Consider the following 13,359-nt stretch of genomic DNA (forward strand, 5'->3'; position numbering starts at 1 on the left):
CCCTGCCTACGGGTTGTGGAGACGTCCCGCTCCATCCGACCAATACTTGATGCAGTGCATCCAACACGCGTCCGAACCGTCGATATATGTGAGCGCGAGGTTCACTAGGATGCTATCAAAGTGCCTTATCTTCGAATTCTATTACACAGGCCTTTTGGAGGTCGGGTAAACCCTACTTTGTGAAAGTTGGTAATTGGGTTCAACTTCTTCCAGAGCAACTTCTCAACCAAGGGTTCTAGGGAAAATGCGGCGAAATTCAGCTATTGGAATCTTGGTGATTGCAGGTGCATTTCTTGTCACCTTAAAACCTACGGCGGCGGAGGAGGCCGAGGTGGATATTTGGGAGTCCTGCAGACCGACCGATACATGTGTGATCGAATATGACCATCTTTCCGACCAAACCACCGAGCCGTTTCTGTTCTTAGGTTACGTTATGGACAGCGAACAAGCGCGATGGAAGCAGTACAGAAAAGCTATTCGCAACTATCCAGATGTAGAAAGTTGTTTGACAGAAGAAGAACAATACAAAGAAAGACCAAATTTACTTAAGTTCGATTGGGAAAGAGTTGGTTACGGAAGCGGCGCAGACGTTTGTATTTTTCGCGTTTCACGAAGTCTTGCAGACCTTGATGGTATCCAAGATTGGTTAACCTATCACGATTTTAGAGTTGATGGCCCTCACAGAGTTGTGAGTGAAGACTTCGTTTCTTATGAAGAGAATCAGCCAGTCGGCTTCATTGCTGCATATTGGTCCATTGAGCAATATCGAGAACGGGCACCCTCTTTGTTTGTTTCCCTTACTGGTTTCGAATTGGTCCTGAAGTACGAAGTAAACTTGAGTCTTTCGGAAGCCGGCCAAATAGTTGGCTCGTACGCCTATCCGGTAACAAAGTAAGTGGCGTGATATTTTTGTGTGAAGTCAGAAGCTTGTTTCGCGCTGCGAAGAATGCTCAAACATCCAACTCCTCCACAAACCGCGCGTTCTCTTGAATGTATTGGAACCGCAGTTCGGGTTTTTTGCCCATCAGACGCTCGACCAAGTCTCCGGTTTCTCCGGGTTCGTCCTCGTCGATGGTGACGCGGATCAGCTTGCGGGACGCGGGGTCCATCGTGGTCTCTTTCAGGTCCTTGGCGTCCATCTCACCCAGACCCTTGAAGCGGGACACGTCGATCTTGCCCTTGCCGCCCAGACCTTTCTCAAGCCATTCGTCCCGCTCAGCCTCGTCCAGGCAATAGACGCGCTTGGCGCCTTGGGTCAGGCGGTAGAGGGGCGGGCAGGCGAGGTACAGATGGCCTGCGTCGATCATCGGGCGCATCTGGGTGAAGAAGAACGTCATCAGCAGCGAGGCGATATGCGCCCCGTCGACATCCGCGTCGGTCATGATGATGATCTTGTCATAGCGCAGGTCGTCGACGTTGAACTTGGTGCCAAGACCCACACCCAGCGCTTGCGTCAGGTCGTTGATCTCGGCATTGGTGCCCAGTTTCGAACTGGCCGCGCCCAGCACGTTCAGGATTTTGCCGCGCAAGGGCAGCAGGGCCTGAGTCTTGCGGTCACGACCCATTTTGGCCGAACCGCCCGCCGAGTCACCCTCGACGATGAATAATTCGGTTCCGTCGCGTGTTGAACTACTACAGTCCACCAGCTTGCCGGGAAGACGAAGTTTTTTAGTGGCGGACTTACGTTGTGTTTCCTTCTCGGCCCGTCGGCGTAGACGTTCTTCGGCTCTCAGAATGAGGAAGTCGAGAATGGCGCCGGCGGATTTCGTGTCTGCGGCCAGCCAGTTGTCGAAGTGGTCGCGGACCGAGTTTTCGACCAGCCGCTGCGCCTCGACCGTGGCCAGACGGTCTTTGGTCTGACCCACAAACTCCGGCTCGCGGATAAAGCACGACACCAGCGCGCAGCCGCCGGTGATCAGGTCGTCGCGGGTGATCTGTGCCGCTTTCTTGTTGTTGATCAGCTCACCATACGCCTTGATCCCCTTGAGGATCGCCGCCCAGAAACCCGCCACATGAGTGCCGCCTTCGGGGGTGGGGACGGTGTTACAGTAGGACTGGATGAACCCGTCGCGCGAAGGCGTCCAGTTGATTGCCCATTCGACCTTGCCGGGGGTGCCGAACTTCTCATTGAAGTCCACGGTGCCCGCGAATGGCTGCTCGGCATAGGTCGAGGAGCCGTTCATGGTCTCTTTCAGATAGTCCGACAGGCCACCGGGGAAGTGGAATGACGCCTCGGTCGGGGTCTCGCCGTCGTCGATGGCCGATTTCCAGCGGATTTCAACGCCCGAGAACAAGTAGGCCTTGGAGCGGATCGATTTGAACAGGCGTGCCGGTTTGAACTTGTGGTGGCCGAAGATCTCGGCATCCGCGTGGAAGGTCACGGTCGTGCCGCGTCGGTTCGGAGCCGCGCCGACCTTTTCCACCGGACCCAGCGGGATACCGCGCGAGAACCGCTGTTCGAACAATTGCTTGTCGCGCGCCACCTGCACGACCATCGAATCCGACAGCGCGTTCACTACGGACGCACCCACACCGTGCAGACCGCCTGAAGTCAGATAGGCTTTGCCCGAGAATTTACCGCCCGCGTGCAGAGTACAGAGGATTACCTCAAGCGCCGATTTGTCGGGGAATTTTGGATGCGGGTCGATCGGAATACCGCGTCCGTTGTCGCGCACGGTCAGGGCGTAATCTGCGTGCAGTTCGACCTCGATCCGGTTGGCGTGGCCTGCAACCGCTTCGTCCATCGAGTTGTCGAGGATTTCAGCAACCATATGGTGTAGCGCGCGCTCGTCGGTGCCGCCGATATACATACCGGGGCGTTTTCTGACCGGCTCCAGACCTTCAAGCACCTCAATCGAGGAGGCGTCATAGGTGGCGGTCGCGCTGGGCGTCAACAGATCGTCGGGCATATGGGCTGCTCTTGTTCTTGAGTTTGACCCATTATGGCAGGTGATGTGGTCCGGGGGAAGAGGGCCCCGAGGTCTTGTGGGCGTTTGGTTGCATCAAGACCGAATAGGTAAGCCCCCCGTGTCTGCTGGGAGGCAGATCAAATCAGAGTTATTTAGGTTTTTCAGCCGTCAAGCGTACACCGCCGATCCGTCGATTTTGCACGTCACTCACGAATTGAGCGTACATTTTCAGGAATTCATCCCCTTTGGACGGGTTGCCCGCGCGTTCAGCTTCGGCATCCAGTGTTTGATACATACTGAACCGCCGCGCCAGAATTTCGCCCCAAGACGCAGTGACATCATCTGAAGAGACGATTTCGAATCCGGCCATTTCCAAGTGGGCTTCGTATTCAGGGATGCTGAGCAATGAGTGACAGGCGAAGCGCTGGCGGTATTGCTCCAATTCATCCTCAGGGAGGGGGGAGTGCATTACCCAGTCCGTAAACGCAAATCGCCCGCCGGGGCGTAAAACGCGAAAAATTTCGAAAAGCGCTTTGGCTTTGTCGGGAATGTGCAAAAATGATTCCTGACTGACCGCAGCGTCGAACTGGTTTTCATCGAAGGGCAGGTCCATTGCACTGCCCAAGACCGGGTGGACGTGGTCATGCAACCCAACAAGGGTGTTCAGTTCTTTCGCTCCTTCGACGCGATTGGGGCTGATGTCGACACCTGTTACATCAACGCCGTGCTCGGTCGCATACCAGCGTGCAGGTCCGCACAGCCCGGCACAGACATCCAGCACGCGATCACCGGATTTCATCTGAGTTTTGTCGGCCAGCCGGGCGTTTGCGTTCAGCCCGTCGTAGTGATCCTGATCATAAGGAAAGAGGTCCTGGGGGGTCACGTCCGTTGTCGACCCACGGATGGTTGTCAGCTTCGTCAATATATGCGGTGCCGAAATTGGATGGCTGGCATACCATTCCGCGACAGTTTTTTCCGCCATTTCCATAAGATGCTCCCTCCCTTGCCTTAAGTCAGCTTAGCCTGACATGGTGGACCGATCCAGTTTCGTCTGGGAAAGACATCAGGGCGGGGTGGGAGAGACAGGACAACAGGATGGTGAAAACATGACTTGGATAAAAACCGTTCCGTTTGGCGACGCAACGGGCAAGCTGAGAAAACTGTACGAGCGGGTCACTGGGCCGGACAACAACGTTGACAACATCATGATGGCGCATTCCCTGCGGCCTCATTCGATGGAAGGCCATATGGCCCTATATAAAAACGTCCTGCACCACTCGGCCAATAGAATTCCGAAATGGTTTCTTGAGGTGCTGGGCGTTTGGGTCAGTTCGCTGAACCAGTGCGGGTATTGTGTTGAACACCATTTCAGCGGGTTGCAACGTTTGTTGAACGATCCAGCTCGGGGCAGCGCTATCCGTACTGCGATAGAGGCGAGAGAGTTAAGCACCGCGTCTTTGGATGATGCGCAGATCGCGGCGATGCAATATGCACGCAAGCTGACCGAAGCCCCGGCCGAGATGGTGCAAGCGGATGTGCAGGCCCTGCGGGATGCGGGTTGGGACGACGGTGAAGTCCTTGAGATCAATCAGGTCTGCGCATACTTCGCCTACGCGAACCGGACTGTACTTGGACTGGGATGTTCGACTGAAGGGGATATTTTGGGCCTTTCCCCAAACAACTCAGACGATCCAGCGGATTGGGGGCATCGCTAAGCGCCTAGCCATAGCGCCCTCTGTACCCAAAAAAATCTTGTGCTGGGGCCCAAACTTTGACGCGCATCAAGGCGAAGAGCCGCACCTTTTGCTAGACGTTCCCGCGGATAGTGAAAAAGGAAAGTTTGAATGGAAGCTGCGGCACAAATTGAACAAAAACAACCCTCTGTCAAATTAGTCCCCACACCGACACGTGAGCCGTCTCAACCCAGCCCCGAGCGTATTCGGCAGGCGTTCGAAAGCGGAAAATACCCCTATGGCCGCAAGATGGCGCGCAGCACGTACGAGGCACAAAAGGCCCAGTTGCAGGCCGAATTGCTGAAGGTGCAACTGTGGGCGCAAGAGACGGGTCAGCGGTTCGTTTTGCTGTTCGAAGGCCGGGATGCTGCGGGTAAAGGCGGCACGATCAAACGGTTCATGGAGCATCTGAACCCTCGCCAGGCACGTGTTGTAGCGCTGAACAAGCCGACCTGGGAAGAAAAAGGCCAGTGGTACTATCAACGATATGTTCAGGAACTGCCAACGGTTGGTGAGATGGTTTTCTACGACCGCTCTTGGTACAACCGCGCGGGTGTCGAGCGTGTGATGGGGTTCTGTTCCCCCAACGAATATCTCGAATTCATGCGGCAGACGCCCGAGTTGGAGCGGATGTTGGTGCGCTCGGGCATTCAGCTCTATAAATACTGGTTCTCGGTGACGCAGTCCGAACAACAGCGCCGGTTCAAAAGCCGTGAGACCGACCCGCTGAAGCAGTGGAAGTTGTCGCCCATCGACAAGGCCAGCCTTGACAAATGGGATGACTACACCGAGGCCAAAGAGGCGATGTTCTTCTACACCGACACCGCAGACGCGCCTTGGACCATTGTGAAATCAAACGACAAGAAACGTGCCCGTTTGAATACGATGCGTCATTTCCTGTCGACTTTGGACTACCCGGATAAGAACCACGAGGTTGTCGGCGAACCTGATCCTCTGATCGTTGGGCAAGCACATCATGTCATCCACCGATCCGAGCATATTCTGGGCAATTCCCTACATCCCGACGCGCGGTAAAGCGGCGGGCTATTTGATCGCGTGATCGGTCTCATCTTGAAATTTCATTGATCGCCTCTTGTCCCGGCCTTTGGCCGGGCATAAGGCTGGTGCAATGAACAAGGTGATGACATATCGCGGCCACTTTCGGGCCATCGCTGTGCTGGGCTTGCCGTTGATCGGCGGGCATCTGGCGCAGTTTGCTATTGGCCTGACCGATACAATCATGCTGGGCTGGTACGGGGTCGAGGCACTGGCCGCCGTGACTTTGGCCAGCAGCTATTACTTCGTGTTGTTCTTGTTTGGCGCTGGGTTTGGCTGGGCCGTAATGCCCATGGTCGCAACAGCTGCCGCCGAAGAGGACGAGACCAGCATTCGCCGTTCGACCCGCATGGGGTTGTGGTTGTCGCTGATCTACTCGGCGTTGATGATGCCATTGCTATGGTGGTCATACCCCATCCTGATCAGCTTGAAGCAACACCCGCAAGTTGCTGAAACTGCGTCAGAATACCTTCGCGTGGCAGGGTGGGGCCTGTTCCCGGCTTTGATCGTGATGGTTCTGAAATCCTATCTGGCCGCGTTAGAGCGGACGCAGATCGTTCTGTGGATCACCGTCACCGCCGCTGTTGTGAATGCGCTGACGAACTATGCGCTGATCTTTGGCAACTGGGGTGCGCCTGAGTTGGGCGTAATGGGCGCGGCCATTGCGTCGGTCGTGACGCAGATTGTGTCGCTGGTGTTCGTGGTGATCTACGCGGTGCGTGTGCTGCCCGAACACAGCCTGTTCCAACGCTTCTGGCACCCGGATTGGGAGTTCTTTTTCAGTGTCCTGCGCCTTGGTGTGCCGATTGGTTTGACGACGCTGGCCGAGGTCAGCCTGTTTGCTATGTCGGCCATCATGATGGGTTGGCTGGGGCAGGTGCCACTGGCGGCGCATGGGATTGCGCTGAATCTGGCGTCGGCCACGTTCATGGTGCATCTGGGTCTGTCCAATGCGGCGACAATCCGGGCGGGAAATGCTCTGGGTCGGAAAGACCGCTCGCATCTTGAGAAGGGCGCGATTGCGGTGACGGGCATGTCCTTGGTGATGTCCGTGCTGACAGTCATCCTGTTCCTGACCTGCGCCGAGCCGCTGATTTCGCTGTTCATGGAGGCCGATGATCCGCAGCGACCGCAAATTCTGGCGATCGGCACCGGTTTGCTGGCGATGGCTGCGCTGTTCCAGTTGGTGGATGGGGCGCAAGTGATCGCGCTGGGCCTGCTGCGGGGTTTGCAGGATGCCAAGATTCCGATGGTGATGGCCGGGCTCAGTTATTGGGTTATCGGCATTCCGGCGTCGTACTACTTTGGCTTCGTGCAAGGCATGGACGGGATCGGGGTTTGGCTGGGCCTCGTTCTGGGCCTTGCCTGCGCCGCTGTTCTGCTGATGGCGCGATTCTGGTTGCGTTCAGTCCGCGAGATCGGAGTACCGGCGGTATAGCCGGTCAACCTTTGGTCAGCCGATCCGCCTTTTTGCGCACCAGGACCGTGCGCAGGTCGTGCATCGCCAGCAACAACCGGTCAGTGACATCTTCAAGCTGCTCATCGGTCGCTTTGGATTGCGCCCATTGGGTTGTCAGGTTCAAATAGTCGACCGCCCGGTGAATATCGTCGATGTCGCGCTGGGCCAACATGGCTTTGCGTTCCGCCATCCAGCGGGCGATTTCCGCCTGGTCCGCCTCGGTCAGGGTGCGCTGGCCCTGCGGTTTAACCTCGCCGTTTCGGATGTTGATTACCGCGATCTGATCCATCTCGATCCGTCGCTTGCGATTTTCAGTGTCGATCCGAAAAACCGCCGCGCCATTCTCGCGAATACGGAAATAATACTCGGGCAGCTCGGCGGTCATCGTGATCTCCGATCAGGTGAGGGACGCACAAAAGCGTTGGATGCGGGTACAGGCCTCGGTCAATGCCTCGTCCGAAGTCGCATAGCTGACCCGGAAATTCGGCGACAGGCCAAAGGCTGCGCCGAATACGACGGCCACATCGGCCTCTTCCAGCAGGGCGGTGGCGAATGCTTCATCCGAGTCGATCACCGTGCCCGCCGGGGTCGTCTTGCCGATCAGCCCGGCAATCGACGGATAGACGTAGAATGCGCCTTCGGGCGTGGGGCATGAGACGCCGTCGATCTCGTTCAGCATGCTCACCACCAGATCGCGGCGGCGTTTGAAGGTGTCGGCGTTCGGGGCCAGAAAGGATTGTGTGCCGTCCAGCGCCTCAACCGCTGCCCATTGGCTGACCGAACAAGGGTTTGACGTTGACTGAGATTGGATCTTGCGCATCGCCGCAATGATCTCAACCGGGCCAGCAGCATAGCCGATGCGCCAACCGGTCATCGCATATGCCTTAGAAACACCATTACAGGTCAGTGTCCGGTCATAGAGGCCCGGTTCGACCTCGGCCGGGGTGCAGAATTCGAACCCGTCATAGGCGAGGTGTTCATACATATCATCGGACATAATCCAGACATGCGGATGACGCATCAATACATCGGTCAGCGCCTTCAACTCATCGCGGCTGTACCCGGCACCGGTCGGGTTCGACGGCGAGTTGAAGATGAACCATTTGGTTTTGGGCGTAATCGCGGCTTCAAGCTGTTCGGCAGTGAGTTTGAAGTTATTCTCCAGCGTCGTCTCGACAACGACGGGCGTGCCACCGGCCAGCAGCACCATATCGGGGTAACTGACCCAGTAGGGGGCGGGAATAACCACCTCATCGCCGTCATTCATCGTCGCCATCAGCGCGTTATACAGCGTCTGCTTGCCGCCGGTTCCGACGGAAATCTGCGCAGGCGAATAGTCCAGCCCGTGGTCACGTTTCATCTTGGCGCAGGCGGCCTGTTTCAACTCGGGGATGCCGTCGGGGGCAGTGTATTTGGTCTTGCCTGCTGCGATGGCAGCGACGGCTGCATCCTTGATGTTCTGCGGCGTGTCGAAATCGGGCTCACCCGCGCTCAGACCAATCACGTCGCGCCCAGCGGCCTTTAGCTCGGCAGCTTTCGCCGTCATCGCGATGGTGGGTGATGGTTTTACGCGTGACAGTGTCGCAGACAGGAAACTCATGGTCGGCCTCAGTTTGTATGTTCAACTTGACTGTCATAGGGTGCGCCCGAATGACGATCAAGCCGAATGAATTGAAGAACTGGAGACCCCGATGGACGACGAAAACGACTGGTTTGGACCAGAGGCAGCTACATTTGGGGATCGGCTGGCTGGCGCGCGTGAAGCAGCGGGAATGACGCAGGCCCAACTGGCGCGGCGGCTTGGCATCAAAAAGTCGACGATCGTTGCCTGGGAAAACGATCTTTCGGAACCGCGCGCCAATCGTTTGTCGATGATGGCGGGGATGATAAACGTCTCGATCATGTGGTTGTTGACCGGGGAAGGTGAGGGTATGGAAGCCCCCGTCGACGAAGGCGAAGCCAATCTTGAATTGTCGGACGCGGTGGCAGAGTTGCGCGCCATCCGGGGCGAGATGCGCGCCAGCGCTGAACGGGCCGCGCGGCTTGAGAAGAAACTGCGGCTAATGTTGGAGCAGGGAAAGTGACCGAAACGCGGGACGTCAGGATCAAGCGCATGAAGATGCGGTCCATGCGCCGTGGGATCAAAGAAATGGATTTGATCCTGTCGGCCTACGCCGAGCGCAATCTGGCAAGTATGGACGGGGCCGGTCTTGATCTGTTCGACGCGCTGTTGCATGAAAACGATCAGGATCTGTATCAATGGGTTACCGGACAGGTCCAGCCGCCGGACGTGTTCGGGCCCCTGATTGCGGACATCGCGCAGACCTTTCAAAAATAAAGAAAATCCAGCTTAACCGATTGTTCGGGAATTCGATTCATGCTGCCTGAAACAGCGCGACTGAATCGGAGGGTCGGATGAGTATGGAAATGCAGGTCTCCGCGCCGGAAACCAAGGGATTTATGACCAGCTATCTTGAGGCACTTGCCTTGGTCGAGAGGTTGCATCGCCTTTTGCTGGACGTGATCAAGGATGAGTTTGAGCGGGTAGGCGTGCTTGAAATCAACGCGGTTCAAGCCCTGCTGCTGTTCAATATCGGCGATCATGAAGTCACGGCCGGTGAGTTGAAAAGCCGGGGTTACTATCAGGGCAGCAACGTCAGCTACAACCTCAAGAAACTGGTGGAAATGGGCTATATGCATCACCAGCGGTGTGAGATCGACCGGCGCTCGGTGCGGGTCAGGTTAACGCCGCGTGGTCGGGAAATCCGCGATACCGTGGCTGAATTGTTTTCTCGCCATGCCGAAGGATTGCAGACGCGGGGTGTATTGGGGCTGGAAGGGATTGACGACATCACCACGTCGCTGCGTCGGGTAGAACGCTATTGGACCGATCAGATTCGGTACATTTACTGATCAGGGACGTGCGTCGGACAAGACCAGCCCTTCGAGCTCCCGTATCAGCTTTCGGGTCATGGCTTCTTCGTAAGCCTCAAAACCCAGGGCGACCTCGACAAATGCGTTCGCGCCAAGAATGACCCAAGCATTGTAATAGGCAGACAGTTCGCCGACCTGAATATAACGTTTGTCACTATGGCTCGGGTCGTCCGCCCCAATAACCAGCCCGTTGATGGTGATACCTGAGGAAACAAGAGCATTCTTGGTTTCGCGTGGATGGGGGCCGAGATTATGTTTGCCATCGCCAGAAAGATCCAGCGTGCGCTTCCAGCACTCTGATTGTTGTGACAGCATCTCAGCCCCGAACAGCATCGCCGAGCCGACGGCCGTGCCCCGTGGGGCAGTGCTGCGCTGGGTGTTGTTCAAAAGACTTGCGATGTTTTCGAGGTCACGGGCGGATTGAATGGCTGTCCAGTCCAGCAACAATCGCTGGTGGCCGGGTTCGCTCCACTCAAAGATTGCCAGACGTATCGGCGAGGCAATGTCAGACAGGATCAGTTGAGTGACTTCCGGCCGTTGCAAAGCTGCCGCCATGCCATCCAATTGCAGACGATATTCGCCGCTGTCCACGGATCCAGACACATCCATCCCCAATGCCAGAGCTTGCCGACAATCTGCAGCGGCAGGACCGGCAATAGTGGCTAGAACTATTGCCAGAAGTCTGACCATCACTGATCGGCCTCCTGAAGCGCACCGATTTGCAGCCCTTTCAATTCTCGTTCCAGTTTCCGCCGCATGGCGCGTTCGAAATCCTTGAATCCTTGTGCCACTTCCAGAAAAGCGCCGGGACCGTGTAGGACGTTGTTTTCGAAGAAGGGGATCAGGTACAGTTCACCCTCGAAATCGGCGGCATTGATGACCAGCCCGTTGACGACGATGTTCTGAAAAGGAAAGTGCCGATAGGCCGATTCAGGGCCGTATCCGTCGTTATTTGTCCCATCGCCGGACAGATCGATGGTCTGGAAAAGGCAGGGGGGCGCCTGTTGCATCAGCGTCGCGCCAAAGGCCAGCGCATGCCCCATGGCCGTTGCAGAACCCCTGTCGGATCTGACAGAGTTTTGCACGGTCGCCGCCGCCGCCAGCAGATCGGACTGTGTGCGGATCAGCGTCCAGTTCAGAATAATACGCTGCGAGGAACGGCCGCTCCATTCATATACAGCCAGGGCCACGGGCATTGGTGATGAAAAAAACGCCTCGATAACCTCGGGCGCGGACATTGCGGCGGCCAATCCCTGCCGCTGCAGGGCGTCTTCGGTTCTGTCCACCGATGTTGAAATGTCCATGGCCAGCGCCAGGGCCAGGCGGCAGGTTTCGGCCCTAAGCGGGCTGGCCACCAAGGCCAACCCCAATGCTGTCAGCCAGCGGATCACCAGTGGCCGGTGCTTTCCATGCTGGCCCAGGGTTCGGCTGGTTCCAACGCGTCACCATTCTGCAGCAACTCGACCGAGATATTGTCAGGTGAGCGTACAAAGGCCATGCGACCGTCACGTGGCGGGCGATTGATCACGACGCCGTTGTCTTGCAGGTGCTGGCAGGTCTCATAGATGTTGTCGACGCCGTATGCCAGGTGCCCGAAATGGCGACTGTCGCTGGGCAAGGCGTCGTCGCCATCCCAGTTGTGGGTCAACTCGATCGGACGATCCTCTTGCCCCGGAGGCGCCATGAAGATCAGCGAAAATCGCCCATCTTCGCTGTCATAGCGGCGGGTTTCCTTCAGGCCCAGCAGCTCATAAAACGCGATCGACTTCTCCAGATCCTTCACGCGGACCATGGTGTGAAGATATCTCAGCCCCATTGTGGCTTCCTTTCTGTTCAGGTGATGCGCAGCACCTTAGCGCGCGGGGCATGCGTGTCGAGGGGGCAGAAGGGACACAATTCGTAATAACAGGAAATGAGCGCACATATCGCGGTTCCGGTTGGGGAATTGCCGAGATATAGTGGTGGGCGACTCATTGCTGGAAAGGAAATTTCATGCCGCTGTCCTCTGATCAACTGGCCGAGATCGACGCGCAACGGGCGCAATCGCATCCAACACGCCGCGTTGTGGCTGCGGGTATGGAAGAGCATCTTTATACGGCGCATCAGGTGCTGGATCACGGGTTTGTACGCGTGATTGACTATATGGGCGATGACGCGGCGATCTGCCAGGCTGCGCGGGTGTCTTACGGCAAGGGCACCAAGTCGGTGCAGAATGACGAGGGTCTGATCCGCTATCTGATGCGTCACTGGCACTCGACCCCGTTTGAGATGTGCGAGATTAAGCTGCACGTCAAACTGCCTGTATTTGTGGCCCGGCAGTGGATTCGTCACCGTACGGCGAATGTGAACGAGTATTCGGCGCGGTACTCGATCCTCGACCGAGAGTTCTATATCCCAGCGCCCGACCATGTGGCCGCCCAATCAGAGGTGAACAATCAGGGGCGGGGTGACGCACTGCAAGGCGAAGAGGCCGCGCGTGTTCTTGAGATGCTCAAGGCCGATAGCGCGCGCTGCTACGACAATTACGAGGCAATGATCAGCCAGGATGGCCAGCAGGGGCTGGCGCGTGAACTGGCGCGGATGAACCTTCCTGCGAATATCTATACGCAGTGGTATTGGAAGGTCGACCTGCACAACCTGTTCCACTTCCTGCGTCTGCGGGCCGACCCGCACGCCCAATATGAAATCCGCGTCTATGCCGACACGATGTGCAAGATCGTCGCCGACTGGGTTCCCTTTGCATACAAGGCATTCGAGGATTACCGCTTGGGTGCGGTAAACCTCTCGGCTCAGATGGTTGATAGCCTGCGCCGTATGCTGGCGGGTGAGGCGGTCACACAGGAAACCTCGGGTATGACCGCGCGGGAATGGCGCGAGTTTGAGGCCGTCATTCGCGAAGGCTAATCGCGCATATCATTTGTCTATACGCACTGTCATGAAGCTGTTACATTTGCTTCATGACATGTTTTAGCGTTACCCGAATTGTTTGCCTTAGCCTTGTGCTGGCTTCACCGGCTGTTGCTAAATCTCCGATTGCCGAGGTGATTTGCGAGCCGACAGAACGCATGCACGAGAAACTTGAACGGCAGTTTGGCGCGGAAAGGGCGGCAACCGGCATACGTGGACCCGAGCAGGTGATGGAGGTCTGGGCCAGCAAATCGGGTGATTGGACTATGGTGGTTACCTACGCCACCGGGACGTCATGCATTGTGGCGATGGGGCAAGACTGGTTCACTCATGCCAAGGACGGCCCGGCGCGAGGGTAAGG

The 13,359-nt window shown here is 56.9% G+C and carries 16 protein-coding genes; 9 read left to right on the forward strand and 7 right to left on the reverse strand.

The window, feature by feature from the left end; genetic code table 11:
• Positions 1 to 244: 244 nt before the first annotated feature.
• Positions 245 to 895 carry a hypothetical protein gene (locus ACR0LN_RS03130; protein ID WP_480427725.1) on the forward strand — a complete coding sequence of 217 codons (651 nt, stop codon included), beginning with the start codon at positions 245 to 247 and terminating at the stop codon, positions 893 to 895.
• A gap of 55 nt (positions 896 to 950) precedes the next feature.
• On the opposite strand, the gene parE is transcribed toward ACR0LN_RS03130, so the two are convergent.
• Together parE and ACR0LN_RS03140 are read right to left on the reverse strand one after the other, a co-directional pair.
• The gene (parE, locus tag ACR0LN_RS03135) at positions 951 to 2,909 is read right to left on the reverse strand and encodes a DNA topoisomerase IV subunit B (protein WP_480427726.1); all 1,959 of its coding nucleotides are present in this window, start codon (positions 2,907 to 2,909) and stop codon (positions 951 to 953) included.
• A 148-nt stretch (positions 2,910 to 3,057) separates the two neighbouring features.
• On the reverse strand, positions 3,058 to 3,891 hold the full coding sequence (locus ACR0LN_RS03140) for a class I SAM-dependent methyltransferase (protein WP_480427728.1): 834 nt from the start codon (positions 3,889 to 3,891) through the stop codon (positions 3,058 to 3,060).
• A gap of 124 nt (positions 3,892 to 4,015) precedes the next feature.
• Here ACR0LN_RS03140 and ACR0LN_RS03145 point away from each other — a divergent pair, with 124 nt between their 5' ends.
• The 3 genes from ACR0LN_RS03145 (at position 4,016) to ACR0LN_RS03155 (ending at position 7,136) form a co-directional block, all read left to right on the forward strand.
• Positions 4,016 to 4,624 (forward strand): carboxymuconolactone decarboxylase family protein, encoded by a 609-nt coding sequence (locus tag ACR0LN_RS03145; RefSeq protein WP_480427730.1) that lies wholly within the window; start codon positions 4,016 to 4,018, stop codon positions 4,622 to 4,624.
• A 129-nt stretch (positions 4,625 to 4,753) separates the two neighbouring features.
• The gene (gene ppk2 / locus ACR0LN_RS03150) at positions 4,754 to 5,677 is read left to right on the forward strand and encodes a polyphosphate kinase 2 (RefSeq protein WP_480427731.1); all 924 of its coding nucleotides are present in this window, start codon (positions 4,754 to 4,756) and stop codon (positions 5,675 to 5,677) included.
• 94 nt (positions 5,678 to 5,771) lie between these two features.
• Positions 5,772 to 7,136 carry an MATE family efflux transporter gene (locus ACR0LN_RS03155; RefSeq protein ID WP_480427732.1) on the forward strand — a complete coding sequence of 455 codons (1,365 nt, stop codon included), beginning with the start codon at positions 5,772 to 5,774 and terminating at the stop codon, positions 7,134 to 7,136.
• Positions 7,137 to 7,140: 4 nt separating this feature from the next.
• Here ACR0LN_RS03155 and ACR0LN_RS03160 read toward each other — a convergent pair whose 3' ends face one another.
• The gene (locus tag ACR0LN_RS03160) at positions 7,141 to 7,542 is read right to left on the reverse strand and encodes a hypothetical protein (protein WP_480427733.1); all 402 of its coding nucleotides are present in this window, start codon (positions 7,540 to 7,542) and stop codon (positions 7,141 to 7,143) included.
• A gap of 12 nt (positions 7,543 to 7,554) precedes the next feature.
• Entirely contained in the window at positions 7,555 to 8,757 is a 1,203-nt protein-coding gene (locus ACR0LN_RS03165) for a pyridoxal phosphate-dependent aminotransferase (RefSeq protein WP_480427735.1), read from the reverse strand.
• Positions 8,758 to 8,848: 91 nt separating this feature from the next.
• Between ACR0LN_RS03165 and ACR0LN_RS03170 the strand changes: the two genes are divergently transcribed.
• The 3 genes from ACR0LN_RS03170 to ACR0LN_RS03180 all read left to right on the forward strand — a co-directional run bounded on the left by ACR0LN_RS03170 (position 8,849) and on the right by ACR0LN_RS03180 (position 10,070).
• Complete coding sequence (locus ACR0LN_RS03170) at positions 8,849 to 9,241, forward strand: helix-turn-helix domain-containing protein (protein ID WP_480427737.1); 393 nt, start codon at positions 8,849 to 8,851, stop codon at positions 9,239 to 9,241.
• Positions 9,238 to 9,495, forward strand: coding sequence for a succinate dehydrogenase assembly factor 2 (locus ACR0LN_RS03175; RefSeq protein WP_480427739.1), 258 nt, complete (start codon positions 9,238 to 9,240; stop codon positions 9,493 to 9,495). Before ACR0LN_RS03170 ends, ACR0LN_RS03175 begins: the two co-directional genes overlap by 4 nt.
• Before the next feature lie 77 nt (positions 9,496 to 9,572).
• On the forward strand, positions 9,573 to 10,070 hold the full coding sequence (locus ACR0LN_RS03180; RefSeq protein ID WP_480427741.1) for a MarR family winged helix-turn-helix transcriptional regulator: 498 nt from the start codon (positions 9,573 to 9,575) through the stop codon (positions 10,068 to 10,070).
• On the opposite strand, the gene ACR0LN_RS03185 is transcribed toward ACR0LN_RS03180, so the two are convergent.
• Genes ACR0LN_RS03185 through ACR0LN_RS03195 form a run of 3 tightly spaced genes read right to left on the reverse strand, consistent with a single transcriptional unit; the run spans position 10,071 to position 11,907 of the window.
• On the reverse strand, positions 10,071 to 10,781 hold the full coding sequence (locus ACR0LN_RS03185; protein WP_480427743.1) for a DUF1194 domain-containing protein: 711 nt from the start codon (positions 10,779 to 10,781) through the stop codon (positions 10,071 to 10,073).
• Positions 10,781 to 11,482, reverse strand: coding sequence for a DUF1194 domain-containing protein (locus ACR0LN_RS03190; protein WP_480427745.1), 702 nt, complete (start codon positions 11,480 to 11,482; stop codon positions 10,781 to 10,783). The genes ACR0LN_RS03185 and ACR0LN_RS03190 overlap by 1 nt, the downstream gene beginning before the upstream one ends.
• On the reverse strand, positions 11,479 to 11,907 hold the full coding sequence (locus tag ACR0LN_RS03195) for a VOC family protein (protein ID WP_480427747.1): 429 nt from the start codon (positions 11,905 to 11,907) through the stop codon (positions 11,479 to 11,481). Before ACR0LN_RS03195 ends, ACR0LN_RS03190 begins: the two co-directional genes overlap by 4 nt.
• A gap of 176 nt (positions 11,908 to 12,083) precedes the next feature.
• On the opposite strand from ACR0LN_RS03195, the gene thyX reads away from it, so the two are divergent.
• Entirely contained in the window at positions 12,084 to 12,995 is a 912-nt protein-coding gene (gene thyX / locus ACR0LN_RS03200; protein ID WP_480427749.1) for an FAD-dependent thymidylate synthase, read from the forward strand.
• A 161-nt stretch (positions 12,996 to 13,156) separates the two neighbouring features.
• Positions 13,157 to 13,357, forward strand: a complete 201-nt coding sequence (locus tag ACR0LN_RS03205; protein ID WP_480427751.1) for a hypothetical protein — start codon at positions 13,157 to 13,159, stop codon at positions 13,355 to 13,357.
• The last annotated feature ends 2 nt before the right edge of the window (positions 13,358 to 13,359 follow it).

The organism is Ruegeria sp. AA6 (assembly GCF_056542865.1).